At 60.9% G+C, this 14,248-nt stretch carries 13 protein-coding genes and 1 tRNA gene; 10 read left to right on the forward strand and 4 right to left on the reverse strand.

Annotated elements, in window-relative coordinates; genetic code table 11:
• Window positions 1–60: 60 nt before the first annotated feature.
• The 3 genes from AB0P14_RS17430 to AB0P14_RS17440 form a co-directional block, all read right to left on the reverse strand.
• Window positions 61–1,344, reverse strand: coding sequence for a dicarboxylate/amino acid:cation symporter (locus tag AB0P14_RS17430; protein WP_363845267.1), 1,284 nt, complete (start codon window positions 1,342–1,344; stop codon window positions 61–63).
• Between the two features lie 122 nt (window positions 1,345–1,466).
• Window positions 1,467–3,134: a DUF6297 family protein gene (locus AB0P14_RS17435; RefSeq protein WP_363845269.1), complete on the reverse strand. Its 1,668-nt coding sequence runs from the start codon at window positions 3,132–3,134 to the stop codon at window positions 1,467–1,469.
• Window positions 3,135–3,143: 9 nt separating this feature from the next.
• The gene (locus tag AB0P14_RS17440) at window positions 3,144–3,905 is read right to left on the reverse strand and encodes an ABC transporter ATP-binding protein (RefSeq protein ID WP_363845272.1); all 762 of its coding nucleotides are present in this window, start codon (window positions 3,903–3,905) and stop codon (window positions 3,144–3,146) included.
• 159 nt (window positions 3,906–4,064) lie between these two features.
• Between AB0P14_RS17440 and AB0P14_RS17445 the strand changes: the two genes are divergently transcribed.
• The 9 genes from AB0P14_RS17445 (at window position 4,065) to AB0P14_RS17485 (ending at window position 12,065) form a co-directional block, all read left to right on the forward strand.
• Window positions 4,065–4,946, forward strand: coding sequence for an AAA family ATPase (locus tag AB0P14_RS17445; protein ID WP_363845275.1), 882 nt, complete (start codon window positions 4,065–4,067; stop codon window positions 4,944–4,946).
• 61 nt (window positions 4,947–5,007) lie between these two features.
• Complete coding sequence (locus tag AB0P14_RS17450) at window positions 5,008–5,913, forward strand: segregation/condensation protein A (protein ID WP_363845304.1); 906 nt, start codon at window positions 5,008–5,010, stop codon at window positions 5,911–5,913.
• Window positions 5,906–6,544, forward strand: a complete 639-nt coding sequence (gene scpB, locus AB0P14_RS17455) for an SMC-Scp complex subunit ScpB (RefSeq protein WP_363845278.1) — start codon at window positions 5,906–5,908, stop codon at window positions 6,542–6,544. The genes AB0P14_RS17450 and scpB overlap by 8 nt, the downstream gene beginning before the upstream one ends.
• A gap of 36 nt (window positions 6,545–6,580) precedes the next feature.
• Window positions 6,581–7,744 carry a pseudouridine synthase gene (locus AB0P14_RS17460; RefSeq protein ID WP_363845281.1) on the forward strand — a complete coding sequence of 388 codons (1,164 nt, stop codon included), beginning with the start codon at window positions 6,581–6,583 and terminating at the stop codon, window positions 7,742–7,744.
• A 7-nt stretch (window positions 7,745–7,751) separates the two neighbouring features.
• The gene (locus AB0P14_RS17465; protein WP_363845284.1) at window positions 7,752–8,855 is read left to right on the forward strand and encodes a prephenate dehydrogenase; all 1,104 of its coding nucleotides are present in this window, start codon (window positions 7,752–7,754) and stop codon (window positions 8,853–8,855) included.
• Window positions 8,852–9,571, forward strand: coding sequence for a (d)CMP kinase (gene cmk, locus AB0P14_RS17470; protein WP_363845287.1), 720 nt, complete (start codon window positions 8,852–8,854; stop codon window positions 9,569–9,571). Before AB0P14_RS17465 ends, cmk begins: the two co-directional genes overlap by 4 nt.
• Complete coding sequence (locus AB0P14_RS17475) at window positions 9,568–10,290, forward strand: lysophospholipid acyltransferase family protein (protein WP_363845290.1); 723 nt, start codon at window positions 9,568–9,570, stop codon at window positions 10,288–10,290. Before cmk ends, AB0P14_RS17475 begins: the two co-directional genes overlap by 4 nt.
• Window positions 10,287–11,843, forward strand: coding sequence for a ribosome biogenesis GTPase Der (gene der, locus AB0P14_RS17480; protein WP_363845293.1), 1,557 nt, complete (start codon window positions 10,287–10,289; stop codon window positions 11,841–11,843). Before AB0P14_RS17475 ends, der begins: the two co-directional genes overlap by 4 nt.
• A 148-nt stretch (window positions 11,844–11,991) precedes the next feature.
• Window positions 11,992–12,065, forward strand: a tRNA-Pro gene (locus AB0P14_RS17485).
• 652 nt (window positions 12,066–12,717) lie between these two features.
• On the opposite strand, the gene AB0P14_RS17490 is transcribed toward AB0P14_RS17485, so the two are convergent.
• Window positions 12,718–13,119: a hypothetical protein gene (locus tag AB0P14_RS17490; protein WP_363845296.1), complete on the reverse strand. Its 402-nt coding sequence runs from the start codon at window positions 13,117–13,119 to the stop codon at window positions 12,718–12,720.
• Between the two features lie 465 nt (window positions 13,120–13,584).
• Here AB0P14_RS17490 and AB0P14_RS17495 point away from each other — a divergent pair.
• A partial coding sequence (locus tag AB0P14_RS17495) for a hypothetical protein (protein WP_363845299.1) occupies window positions 13,585–14,248 on the forward strand: 664 nt, incomplete at its 3' end.

The following is a 14,248-nucleotide window of genomic DNA, read 5'->3' on the forward strand; positions in this document are numbered from 1 at the left end:
GGTAGTGCTGATATCAATCAGCACTACCCGGAGCTTTTGTGTGTTCAGAAACCGGAGGTGTTAGTGGGCCAGCGTATGCGCTTCGGCTTCGCTACCCGGGGCAGCTTCGACGGTTTCGTCGGAGGGATCCTGCGCCTGCGTGCCAAGGTGACCGCGGGTGAGCTTGTTCATGATCAATGCAATAGCGCCGTCACCTGTCACGTTGGTGGCCGTACCGAAGCTGTCCAGGGCAATGTACGCCGCGAACATGAGGCCAACTTCCACCTCGCCGAAGCCGAGCATCTGAGCGAGCAGGCCTGCGGCTGCAGCGATGGCGCCACCGGGAACACCGGGTGCGGCGATCATCATGACGCCGAGCATCAAGGTGAAGGGCAGGTACGCGCTGAAGGAAACATCGCCGCCGGTGAGCAGCAGCACTGCGATGGAGAAGCAGGTGATTTTGACCATGGAACCAGACAAGTGAATGGTGGCGCACAAGGGAACCACGAATCCGGCGACAGAATCAGAGACGCCGTTCTTCTTCGTTGAAGCAAGCGTTACCGGAATAGTGGCGGCCGAGGATGAGGTGCCCAATGCGGTGAAGTACGCGTCGCGCATATTCCACAGAGCCTTGAACGGGTTGAGGCCGGACATAGCCCCGGCAATGGAGTACTGGGTAATCAAGACAACGAGTGTCAGGGCGAAAGACACAACAGCTACCAGCAGGAACTTCGTGACGACAGTAACGGCCGATCCGCTGGCTGCGAGGTCCATGAAGATGCCGAAGATGAATAGGGGCAGCGCTGGCACGATGATGCGCCGGATCACGGCTTCAATGATGGTGCGGAACTCGATGGCTCCGCGGAAGAGCACCTTTGATTTGAAAGAAGTCAGGCCAATGCCGATCACGAAGGCGAGCACCAAGGCGCTCATGACGCCGATCACGGGCGGAAGGACAATCTCAGTAGCTGAATCTCCAGCGCTACTGACTACCGTCAGGTAAGGGGTGAATCCCGAACCTGAGTCAGCACCGATCTCTGCCAGTCCGCCGCCGGACAATGAGGCGGTGAAGAGCCACCGGCTCACAAAGTAAGCAAGGAGGCCGGCGAGAATAGTGGAACCGTAAGCGATCAGCGCCGTCACGCCGAGCCACTTGCCAGCGCCCTTGCCCAGTTCTGCGATGGCTGGCATGACCAGACCCAAAATAATGAGCGGCACAATGAAGCTCAGGAACCCGGAAAAGATTGAGTTGTAGGTCAGGAATGCCCCGCCGAGCCACGCAGGCATAACGGGGCCGAGCAGGATGCCCAGGACTATGGCTATAACAATCCAGCCTAGTAGTGGGATCGATTTCAGCAGCTTCATGGTGTTCCTTTGGTCGACTGGAGCGGTGCCGCGCGACGCTGCGTGGCACGTTGGCGGCGCAAGGCACGCCTCAGCAATAGTAAACGGCGTGGGTCGGAGCACATAAACGGCAGGGACCCCTACTACTTGGTGGCGGTTGCCGGGGGCATACCGAAGAGGCCGGGGTCTTTGGCGGATTTTGGCTTGCGCACATGGGTTCCCCACAAGAAAGCCAGCCACGTCAGTGTCAGCTGGATCGGGAAGGCTATCGAAGGCACACCGCCTGAGATCAAGCAGATCAGTACCGGCAACAGTACAATCAGGCTCAGGTCTGGGCCCACGATGAACGCCCTAATGGCACCCGTGGGGATGGGGCCAGCAGGACCAGCCAAGGCAGGCATATTCCAGTCAGGTGCAGGCCGGAAGCCAGCACGCAAAGTAGCGGCACCCAAACCGGGTCCAGCAAGGATAGCGAGGACTAGCAGCCCTGGTGAGCCAACACCCAAAGCGAGCAATAGCCCAAAGCAGATCGGCGCCCACAGCGTCATGACCACGGCGGGGACCAGATAATGCACCCGCCGGACGGTGGTCGCCGGCAACGGCATGAGCGTATCTACTGCCGGGTTGCCATTGGCGAACCGTGCGGTGGCGCCTAAAGCTGTCACGGCAAAGTGGGCGCAAAAGTACAGAGCCACGGCAATCAAGATGGCATTGCCCAGGAACTCCACCGATGCCAAGGATGCTGGCACGGCCGCCAACACCAGCACCCGCAGCAGCATGCTGGGAGAGCGCAGCGCCATGGTGGCATGCGTGCTGGCCAGTGTCTTGATACTCCGGGCGTGGACCGAGCCCTTTTTGAAGATCATGGGGAGCTTGACCTTGCTGGTTCCTGTGGACGGCCCGGTGCTCAGCGAGCGGGAGAGCTCGGTGGCGTCCATAGACAGCAGCGAACTGGCCGCATAGGCGCCAGCCGCAGCACTCTTCTTCAAGGCTGCGGTGGTGATGCGCTCAAGATGTGCATAGACCAGCGCAAGGAGCCCCAGCGCGAGGGCCACGATCAGCAGGGGCCAGGTGGCGCCGTCGGCCACTAAGAGTGGCCAGCTCGTGGGGAGGTATTTCAACCAAGCGGTTTGCGCGGCCGTGATGGCGCTGGATCCGGCCACATTGTTGTACAGGGCTGTTGTTACCAGAGTTAGCGGGGCGAGGAGGGTGATGGCCCCCATAAGCTTCTTTAGCAAAGCGCCGGAGCCGGTGATCTGGCACCAGGAGGCAACGCCGTACAGCAACCATGCCAGGCCCGCACCACACAGAGCAGCCAGAGCTAAATTCCCGGGCGTGGGGTTCGCTGCCATGCCCAGTGAAAGCGGCAGCACCACCAACACGGCCGCGATGGTGGGCCAGAGGATCGATTTCAGGAAACCGGGTTGGATAAACCCCCTGCGACGTACCGGCAGACCCAGCCACCAAGCGGTTTGTGGCAGCGTCATGGCAACGGGCCCCATGGTCATTTCCACGGATAGGAGCGCCGCAGCCAGAGTCAGCAGTACCGTGGCGCTGGCCTGCAGCAGCGTGACCGAGTGGAAGCCCGGCGCCACGGCAGAGGCCAGTAGCGCCGATTCATCACCAACGCCCAAGCTGTGACGCAAAGCCACAATGAGGGCCCCGGCCATGGTGAGTAGCGTCAAAGCGCCCAGAATGGAGGTGTACACCTCGGAGATGAGCTCCATGAGCCCGCCTTGGGTGCGGCTGAGCCCGGCCTTGAACGTGTACTGACGGATTTGTTTGGCGCTGAAGCGCTCGCTGGTAGTCATGGCCATGGTTTAGTCCGCGTGCGGGTTCTCGGAGGCGATCGCCGTCGCAGCCTGTGTGGGTGTCATGGCGTGGGTTGTGTCGGCGATGAAAACGGCTTTAGTGGCCACAGTCATCAAGAAATCGGGGTCGTGGGTGACCACCAGAAGAGCCAGCCCGGAATCAACCTCGGCGCGCAACCGAGTGGCAAGTTTGTGTCTCATGGCCGTGTCAAGGCGCTGCTCCGGTTCGTCCAAGACCAGCAGGGAGCGGGGCCGCACAAAGGCCGCGGCCAACAGCATTCGGCGCCGTTGCCCCGAGGAGAGGTTGTACGGACGTGAGCTTGCTTGGTCTTGCAAGCCGAAGAACTCCAGTTCAGCGGCAATGATTTCTTCCACATCCTCCACGCCGTGCCCGGCGGAGACAATCGCCAAGTGCTCCTCCACCGTCAACGCGGGGAAGAAAGCGTCATCGTCAAACACGACGGCCACTTCGCGCCGAAAATCCAGCGTCCTGTCATCCACCTCAGAGCCGTTGATCAATGTTGTTCCAGAGACAGCTTCGAGTTGGCCCACCACGGTTTTGACCACGGTGGACTTGCCTGCGCCGTTAGGCCCCACCAGCGCCAACGCCTGAGCGGCATGGAGGCTGAAACTAACAACACCGCACACGGCCTTGCCGCCGTAACCTGCCTGCAGTTTCTCAGCGCGCACGACGTCCCGCTGGTGTGCGGTTTGCGGAGCTTTTGGGTGCCCGGCAGGGGTGTTATTGGAGGGACTGGTTCTTTTGCTCATCACCTTCGAAGTATAGGCGGGTCATAACATTCAACTTCAGCTTGAGAGTCAAGGCTCAAAATCCATCAGGGCTAAATGTTCAAAACATGACGCCAGCACCCGGTAACGTAGGGGATGGCAGTGGAGAGTTAAATTAGCGGCGAAAGTGTGGACTGACAGGTGAGCAACGAGCAGGGTGCAACGGCACTTGCCGGCGAAGATGTACTGGGCCCTACGGGGCGTCCCCTGACGGAATTCCCGGAGCCTCCGGTCCTTTCCTCCCACGGCCCCGCGCGCATTATCGCGATGGTCAACCAAAAAGGTGGCGTCGGTAAGACCACCTCAACCATTAACTTAGGTGCTGCGCTGGCAGAAGCCGGGCGCAAGGTACTGCTGGTGGACTTTGATCCGCAGGGCGCCCTTTCCGCTGGTTTCGGCACCAATCCCCATGAGCTGGACGTCACCGTGTACAACGTGTTGATGGACCGCAAGGTGGACATCCGCGACGCCATCATCCATACCGATGTAGAGAACATCGACATTCTCCCAGCCAACATTGACCTCTCGGCCGCTGAAGTTCAGCTCGTCAACGAGGTGGCCCGCGAGCAGGTTTTGGCCAGTGCCTTGCGCAAGGTTGAGGATGACTACGACGTTGTCCTCATTGACTGCCAGCCGTCTTTGGGCTTGCTGACCGTCAATGCCTTGACGGCCGCTCACGGCGTGATCATCCCGCTGATTTGCGAATTCTTTGCCCTGCGCGCCGTGGCACTCTTGGTCGAGACCATCGATAAGGTGCAGGACCGGCTGAACCCGGGTCTGCAGGTCGACGGCGTGTTGGCCACGATGTACGACGCCCGCACCCTGCACGGCCGTGAAGTTCTGGCCCGCTTGGTGGAAGCATTCGGCGACAAGGTCTTCGAAACCGTCATCAAGCGCACCATCAAGTTCGCCGACGCCTCCGTCGCTGCTGAACCCATCACCTCTTACGCCAGCAACCATCAGGGCGCTGAGTCCTACCGCCGGCTGGCCAAAGAACTGATCGTCCGAGGCGGCTCGCCCTAACTTGATCTCATCACAGAACGTCGCGGGGATCGCGGCAGAAACACCACCGGAAGCCCCGGGCATGACTCGTTTCGAAGTCCGCCTAGAGAACTTCACGGGCCCTTTTGACCTGCTTTTGGGGCTCATTTCCAAACATGAGATGAACATCACTGATGTGGCGATTGCCACTGTCACGGATGAATTCATCAGTTATTTGAAGGCTTTACAGGACCTCGGCCAGGACTGGGCGCTGGATGAAGCCAGCGAATTCCTGGTTCTGGCCGCCACCTTGCTGGACCTGAAAGCCGCCAGGCTTTTGCCGGCTGGTGAGGTGGAGAACGACGACGACCTGGCCCTTTTGGAGGCCCGTGACCTCTTGTTCGCACGGCTTTTGCAATACAAGGCCTTCAAAGAAGTGGCCACCCTCATGGGCGCCGAATTGGACCGCGAAGCCCGGCGGTTCCCCCGCCAAGTAGGGCTCGAACCACAGTTTGCAGCGCTCCTACCTGAGCTGGTGTGGCGTCACACGCCCCAGCAATTTGCCGAACTGGCAGCCCGCGCCATGGAAACAAAGGAACCGCCAAGCACCACGGTGGGACTAACCCACTTGCATGTGCAACCCGTCAGCGTCAGGGACCAGGCCGCCATTATCACCGCCATGCTCACGGCCGGCATGCCCGAAGCCGGTGATCCTGCCGCTGCTGGCTGGGTCGGAGCGCCTCTGACATTTGCCGCGCTGAGTGCCGATGCGGATTCCTCCATGATGATCATTGCCCGGTTCTTGGCGCTGCTGGAATTGTTTCGTGACCAGCTGATCTCCTTCGAGCAGCCGAACCCGCTGGGGGAGTTGCTGGTGCAGTGGAGTGCCGGTGTGAGCCCCGCCGTTGCTGTTGCTGTTGCGAGCGATTTCGATGACGAACCCACTGAGACGGGCACTGGCGAGAGCCCTGATGTGCCCCCTGACGAGAGCGAGGTCCCTCATGACTGAGGAAGTTCCTGTGCCTGAAGAGTCCGCGCCAAGCGACGCTGGCGAACTCGTGGAATCCCGCGACAGTGTCCGTGCAGCCCTCGAGGCCGTGCTGATGGTGGTGGATGAGCCCGTTTCCGAGGTGCAGCTGGCCTCAGTGGTGGGATTGCCAGCCGCTACCATACGTGAGCTATTACACGAACTCGCAAGGGAGTACGACGGCTATACTGGAAAGGGTGACACCGTACCGGTTCGCGGCTTTGAACTCCGGCATCTTGCTGGTGGTTGGCGTATTTATTCACGTCCCGCTTACGCCGAGATCGTGTCCCAGTTTGTTGTGGACGGCCAAACGGCCCGGCTCACGCAGGCAGCCTTGGAGACTCTGGCGGTGATTGCTTACCGTCAACCGGTCTCCCGAGCCCGTGTCTCCGCCATTCGTGGCGTGAACGTGGACTCGGTTGTCAGGACGCTTGCGCAGCGCGGGTTGATTGAGGAAGTGGGCACCGATCCGGTGTCCGGGGCTTTCCTGTACCGCACCACGGCGTACTTTTTAGAACGGCTTGGGATGGGGAGCGTGGACGAGTTGCCGCAAATTGCACCGCACCTGCCCGGTCTGGAAAACCTTCAGGATTTCGATGATTCACACTTTTAGCATGACCACAACACTTAGCACTTTAAGGATTACATAATGACACCGTCACCCCGCTCCGGGAACTCTTCCGGACAGTACCAACCGCGTGGAGGCAAGCCCCGCTCGGGCGCACCCAAGTCAGAGGGCTACAAGTCCGACGGTTACAAGGGTGGATCCAAGTCCGACGGCTACAAGGGCGGCTCCAAGTCGGGTTCCTCCGACGGCCTGAAGCCGGGCGCTTTGCGCGCCGCAGGTTACAACGCCGACAGGGCAAAAGCGGCCAGCGATGGCGGTTACAGGTCCGGTGCCCCCAAGTTGGGCGGCCCCAAGCAAGGCGCTGGCAAGCCCGGTGCTCGCAAGCCGAGCCAGAGCGGTGCCCGCCCGTTCAAGAATGAGCAGTACGGCCGCACGGTTGGCCCGTCGAAGAACCGCCCCACCGAGCAGAACCGCCGCCCAACACGGACCACCGATGACATTGACATTCACAATGCAGAGGGCGTGCGCCTGCAGAAGGTCATGGCCATGGCAGGGGTGGCATCTCGCCGCCTATGCGAGGATATGATCCTTGAAGGCCGTGTCCAGGTCGACGGCGTCACGGTTAACCAGCTGGGTCTTCGTGTTGACCCGGCTACGGTGGAAATCGCTGTTGACGGCATGACCATCCAGACCAACGAATCCCTCGTCTACATGGTCTTCAACAAGCCCAAGGGCGTTGTTTCCACCATGGATGACCCCGAAGGCCGTCCCTGCATCAGCGACTTCTTGAAGAAGCGCCAGACAGCAGAGCGACTCTTCCACGTTGGCCGTTTGGACACCGGCACCGAAGGCCTGTTGCTCTTGACCAACGACGGCGAACTTGCCAACCGCTTGACCCACCCCAAATACGAGATCCCCAAGACCTACCTGGTTCAGGTCAAGGGTCCGATGGCGCACGGCGTTGGCGCCCAGCTCAAGGACGGCGTGGAGCTTGAGGACGGCTGGCAGAAGGTTGATTCCTTCCGCCTCGTTGACTCCACCCCGGGTCACGTCCTGGCCGAGGTCGTTTTGCACTCCGGTAAGAACCGCATTGTGCGCCGTATGTTCGATGCCGTCGGCTACCCGGTGGAACGCCTGGTCCGTGTGAAGTTCGGACCGATTGCACTAGGCGACCAGCGCCAGGGCAGCGTCCGCGTCTTGGGTCGCCACGAGATTGGCTTCCTACTCTCCGACGTGGGGATGTAATCAACGCATGAATCCTTCGCACTTGAGCGGAGCCGTGCTGGTCCTTGGCAGCGGGCTGCTAGGGGCCAGCATTGGTTTAGGGCTGCGGGCTCGCGGTATTGACGTGGTCTTGAGCGACCCCTCTCCCTCGGCACAGGCTGTGGCCGTGGACATTGGAGCCGGGCGCGCCCTTGACCCTGCTGAAAACCTGAGCCCACAACTGGTCGTTGTGGCCGCGCCGCCTGATGTCACAGCCCACGTTGTGGCGGGTGCGCTCTCAAAGTACCCGTCCGCCGTCGTGGTTGATATTGCCAGTGTGAAGGGTGCTGTGTTGGCCGAACTTCAAGCCATGGCTGCTCTGGAGCCGGCAATGCTGGAACGGTACGTTGGCACGCACCCCATGGCCGGGCGCGAACGCTCGGGTCCGGTTGCGGCTCGCGGCGAGCTGTTCAACTCGATGCCGTGGGTGCTCTGCCCGTCTGAGGCGAGCAGCGCGCAAGCCATCAAGGTGGCGCATTCGCTGGCCATTGATCTGGACGCTGTGGTGTTCCGTTTCACCCCTGACGAGCACGACGGCGCCGTGGCTTTGGTCTCGCATCTGCCGCAGGTCATGGCGTCTTTGGTGGCGAGCAGGCTGGCGGAAACACCGCAGCATGCACTCTCACTAGCGGGCAATGGGCTGCGTGATGTGACCCGGATTGCTGCCAGCGACCCTGCCCTGTGGGTCCAGATTCTCGGGGCCAACGCTCCCAAGGTGCTGGAGATTATGCAGGGTGTCCGGACCGATTTGGACCGTCTGATCAAAACGCTCAGCGCTCCCACAGCACCCGGCGCGCGATTGGATTTGGCCCAGCTCATCTCCGAAGGCAATGCGGGGCAAAGCCGGATCCCCGGCAAGCACGGTGGGCCGGCCCAGCAGTACTCCTGGCTGACAGTTTTGGTCGATGACAAGCCGGGCCAGATCGCCGAGCTGCTGACGGAAATCGGTGAGATCGGAGTCAACCTCGAAGACTTGCGTCTGGACCATTCGGCCGGGCTGCAAGTTGGCATGGTGGAGCTGTCGGTGCTGCCGGCACGCAGGGTGGCTCTCGTGGATGAATTGACGGCACGCGGTTGGAAGGTAATTCAATGAGCAACACAGATGTAGTGGTGCAGCAGATTCGCATAGGCAAGCCCTTGGTGATTGCTGTTGACGGGCCTTCCGGTTCGGGCAAGTCAAGTGTCAGCAAGGCCGTGGCGCAGCGCCTCGGCCTGGCATTCCTGGACACCGGTGCCATGTATCGCAGCGTGGCCTGGCACTGCCTGAATGCGCGTATCAGTTTCGAAGACGCCGGCGCCGTTGAGGCAGCAGCGCGCACCATCAAGATGGAGCAGAGCATGGTTCCGGACACCGAGTTTTTCAAGGTCAACGGCATCAATGTCACCGACGCTATCCGCGAACCGAAGATCTCATCTTCGGTCAGTGCTGTGGCCACCAACTTGGGTGCTCGTGCAGCCTTGGTGCGTCGGCAGCAGGAGCTCATCGCCGAACACGGCCACCGCATTGTGGTGGAAGGGCGGGACATCACCACAGTGGTGGCTCCTAACGCTGAGGCGCGCCTGATCCTGACGGCCAGCGAGGAAGCTCGTCTGCGCCGCAGGGGGCTGCAGCTCGGTGGCACACAAACTGCAGCTCAACTCCAGGAGCAGGTCTTAGCCCGGGACGCGAAGGATTCAACCGTGGTTGATTTCCAGCGTGCCGCTGACGGTGTCTACACGGTTGACTCTTCGGATCTGGATTTCGAAGAGACCATCCAAGCCGTCATCGCCGTGGTTCGCCAAGCAGTCAACGCCGGTCCCGCTGCATGAGCCGTGGCGAGAAGCCGCTGCGGGTGTTGACGGAGCCGCCGCCGCGGTGGAAAACGTTGTGGAGCCGTCCGGTGGGGCGCTTCTTGGACCATGTGGTGTACAACACCAAGGTTCTGGGTAGGGAACACATTCCCACATCCGGGCCAGTGGTTTTTGCCGCAAACCACCTGAGCTATCTTGACGGACCTGTCATGGTGGGCGCCAGCAGCAGATACATGCATGTCATGGTCCGGCACACGATGTTCAAGGGCGTCCTGGGTGGGGTGTTGCACGCTTCCGGGCAGATTCCTGTCAACCGCAGCGGCGACCGGGCAGCCTTGCAATACGCCAAGGCGGTCTTGGATCGAGGCGATTGTGTCGGGATCCTGCCAGAAGGCACCCGGGGAACCGGGGACGCCGCCAAGATGAACAGTGGGGTGGCATGGTTAGCACTTAACTCGGCCGCCGCCGTCGTACCTGTTGCAGTCTTGGGAACAAGACACAGCGGGGAACATCGCGATAAAATTCCAGCACCACGGCGCACACTGCACGTAGTGTTTGGGGAACCATTGACAATCACGCGTGAGCCGGGAGTTTCCGGCCGTGTTTCAATGGACAGAGCAACCGAACAAATCCGCCTGCGGCTGGCGGCACACATTGCCGCATCGCAAGCCGCAACAGGGCAGGATTTGCCTGCGGATGATCACCTATCTTCAAAGCATAAAGGACAGCAACCATGAGCGACCCCAAGTCATCCGCACCCTACGGTGACGGTGAGTTTGGTCACCCGGAATACGTGCCCACGGGTACCGACCAGATCGCCGAAAAATTGGCGGCCATCTCTGACGAGGACGCCGACGCTCGCGCTGCCGGCTTGCTCGCTGGCCTCGCCAGCTACGAACTCGACGACGCCGATGCTGCACTGCTTTCGGGCGAGTTCGACGACGGCCAGAGCGAGGATCCGCTACGCCAGGACCCGGTTCTGGCCATTGTGGGACGCCCCAACGTGGGCAAGTCCACCCTGGTCAACCGCATCTTGGGCCGCCGAGAGGCCGTCGTTGAGGACACCCCGGGGGTAACCCGTGACCGGGTCCAGTACGACGCCACCTGGAACGGCCGTAACTTCACCCTCGTGGACACCGGCGGTTGGGAACGCGACGCCCGCGGCCTGGACCTGCGTGTTGCCGAGCAGGCTGAGATCGCTGTTGAAATGGCTGACGCCGTACTGCTGGTGGTTGACGCGATCGTTGGCATCACCGCCTCCGATGAGGCCATTGTGCGGATGCTGCGCAAGTCCAAAAAGCCTGTCATCCTGGTCGGTAACAAGATTGATGACCTGGTTCAGGAAGCCGACAACGCCATGTTGTGGGGCCTTGGCTTGGGTGAACCGCTCCCCGTTTCTGCTGTTCACGGCCGTGGCGTTGCCGACATGCTGGACCGTGTCATGGACATCCTCCCGGAGTTCTCCGCCGTCGCCGGCCTTGAACGTTCAGGTGGCCCGCGCCGCGTAGCCATGATTGGCCGCCCCAACGTTGGCAAGTCCTCGCTGCTGAACAAGCTGGCCGGCTCTGAGCGCGTTGTGGTTGACAACGTTGCAGGCACCACGCGTGATCCCGTCGATGAAATGATCGAATTGGGTGGACGCACCTGGCGCTTTGTGGACACGGCCGGTATCCGCCGCCGGGTGCACATGGCACAGGGCGCTGACTTCTACGCCTCACTGCGTACCCAGACGGCGCTGGAAAAAGCCGAAGTTGCCGTGGTGCTGCTGGCTGTGGATGAGGTGCTCAGCGAGCAGGATGTGCGCATCTTGCAGCTGACCATCGAATCCGGCCGTGCTCTGGTGTTGGCGTTCAACAAGTGGGACTTGATGGATGACGAACGTCGCAAGTACCTGGAACGTGAAATTGAGCAGGATCTGGCCCACGTCGATTGGGCTCCGCGCGTTAACATCTCGGCCAAGACCGGTTGGCACAAGGAGAAGTTAGTACCCGCGCTGGATTTGGCCTTGGAAAACTGGGATCGCCGCATCCCCACGGGACGCCTGAACGCGTTCTTGGGTGAACTGGTTTCCGAGCACCCGCACCCCGTACGCGGCGGCAAGCAGCCCCGTATTCTCTTCGGTACCCAGGCCTCCAGCCGCCCGCCGAAGTTCGTCCTGTTCACCACCGGCTTCCTGGATGCAGGTTACCGCCGCTTCATCACGCGCCGCCTGCGTGAAACCTTCGGCTTCGAGGGAACTCCCATCGAAGTCAGCATGCGCGTGCGCGAAAAGCGCAGCAAAAAGAGGTAGAAAGTCCCTTGTTCCCCGGCCGGAATTCACGCTAGCCGGGGAATGAGATGCCAATCACAGGCAAAGTGGTTAGAGTGCCTCAGAATATGGGGTAAACTTTTTCCCGGTGGTTCGACCACGGAGGGCATCTTCCGAATGGTTGAACAATCGGGCTGTAGCGCAGCTTGGTAGCGCACTTGACTGGGGGTCAAGGGGTCGCAGGTTCAAATCCTGTCAGCCCGACCGAATAAAAACCGCTCAAACACTGGGAACTGTCCCGGAGTTTGAGCGGTTTTTTGTTTCCCGAGAACACTTTGAGAGGGAAGCCGGGTTAGGGGTTAGCGGTTAGCGGCCAAAATGTCGGGCGGGCGTCTCTGCTGAGGAAGGCGTTGGCTTGTTCCGTGGCGGATGCGAGGTGGCGGTAGCCGCGTGTTGTCTCGATTGAGGTTGGGCAGGCCGAGGTCAGCAACGACTTGGTCCCAGCTGGTGGCGTCGCGAACGGTGGCTGTCGTGAGGAAGCCACCACGCGGACCGACGAGGAGTGGTGTGTCCGATTGCTTGAATGCGCAGAGTCGATTCAGGACCGGCCGGAGTGGGTCGAGACTCGGCACGCGACGCTCTTTGCGGCTTTTGCTTGGCTTGGTGATGAGGCCGCAACTGCCGGGGAAGACCTGGCCTCTGATGATGACGAGGTTCTTTGTGAAGTCCACGTCTCCAACTTGAAGTCCGGAGACTTCTCAAGAGCGTTCTGCCAGTAGAGCGGCGAGCATCACGAACGGCTTCATCGAGCACCCGTACGAGTGGCGCGATGGTGTTCTTGATTGTCGATGCGCCGTATTGCTTCCCCCAGTCATCGATCGTGCGGTTGCCTCGTCCTTCACAATCTCGGTACGGATCATGCGCTGCTTGGTGAGTGGATCGGTCCAGCGTGCCCGCGCTCGGTGATCGTGCCGCCGGTCGACGGTAGCCAAGCGATATTCGCCAGGGATCCGCGCACGCCCGGAGTCGGGTACGCCGTCAGCGCCTGACCCGGATCGTCGAGGTCGCGATGGCCGGCGATCGGGTGGACTGTGTCCGAGAGCTCGTAGAGCGAGACGGCGGCCACGAGCGAACTCCCTTGGAAGCTCTCAGGCACAACAAGCTGCACCTCGAGCGAGCCGTCGGGCGCTATCGGCGTGAAGTTCTCCACTTCCAAGATGTCGGTCGCCGTGCCGTCCAGACCAAGGAACTCTTCCTGCCCCGACGCAAGGTCGGCCGCGTCCGGCAGTCCGGCAATAGGTGATCGACCTGTGGGCAACGGAACTTGTCACAATTCCAGCGGTAGAGACGCGCGCACCGGTGAGCCTGATGCGGTGGGCGAGAGGCTCAATCAGCAGCGCAGTCTCACCAGACGTCAAAAGTGCATATGGTGCCCGTTCTCCGAGATGGTCGAGGGCGACTGGCCAATCCTTCTCATCAGAAATGACGATCCAGAGGTCTTGTCTCTCGAATATCGCCATATGTATGGCCAAGATGTCCGCGCTACTCACAGTATGTAACCCTTCGCGCCAAACTGGCGCTGCGATTTGGTCGAGGCCGGGCAACGCGCCGTCAGAATCTGCGAGGTGACAGGTCGACGGATCCTCTGGTGCTGCCACGATCGTGAGAACGCTCCGCATGCTCAGCTCGTCGTGTCCGAGGTAAGAGTGGGAAGCCATCACCGTGAGGGTGCACAGCGCCGCCCCATTCTTCGAGCGAGGCTGACAGCACGTATTCTTGACGGGTGACCCGCCGAGTGAACTTAGACATGGATTTGCACCGGGACGAGGCGGCAGCCTTCGGCCCGTCATCATTTGTGGATGGTGGGCTCCTGCCGTACGAGGGACGACAACAGATGTTGCTGCCAGACGGCTTGCCCCCTGCGGTGTTCGAGGCGGAAGAGGACGGATGGCTTTCGCCGAACAACCCGATTCTGGTGCGTGGAATGGTCAAGATCCTTCCACTCGCGTGGCGCGGCGACCCGAAGAGTGGGAGGTGCGTCGGCGCGGATCCGGAAGAAATCGCTGCGTTCGTTTCGCTCATGCAGGCCGCGGGCTTGCAATGGGCGGGTAACTGGAGCGTTCTCGACCTCAAGGATCACCGAGATGACAACATCGGGTCGTATACAGCTGCGCTCCGCGCCGCTGGTGCTACCAGGGTGGAATGCTGGATGTATTCCGAAGCTGTCGGTCTGGCACTCGTGCGGGCCGGTGTCGAGGACGAAGGAACGATGTCGCTGGCGTGCCATGTCGTACCTGTCAGCTGGGTGTTCGAACCTCGCAGTTGGGCGTCCAAACATCACGTCAAGGAATTTGCGCCCGTCAAGTTTTTGAGACAGCTTGATTGGTTTTTCTTCTTAAGCTGCTGCTTGATTGGTTTGATTCTGGTACTCGGCCAGGGCCCGTGCC

The organism is Specibacter sp. NPDC078709, from assembly GCF_040686795.1.
Classification (GTDB): Bacteria; Actinomycetota; Actinomycetes; order Actinomycetales; family Micrococcaceae; genus Specibacter.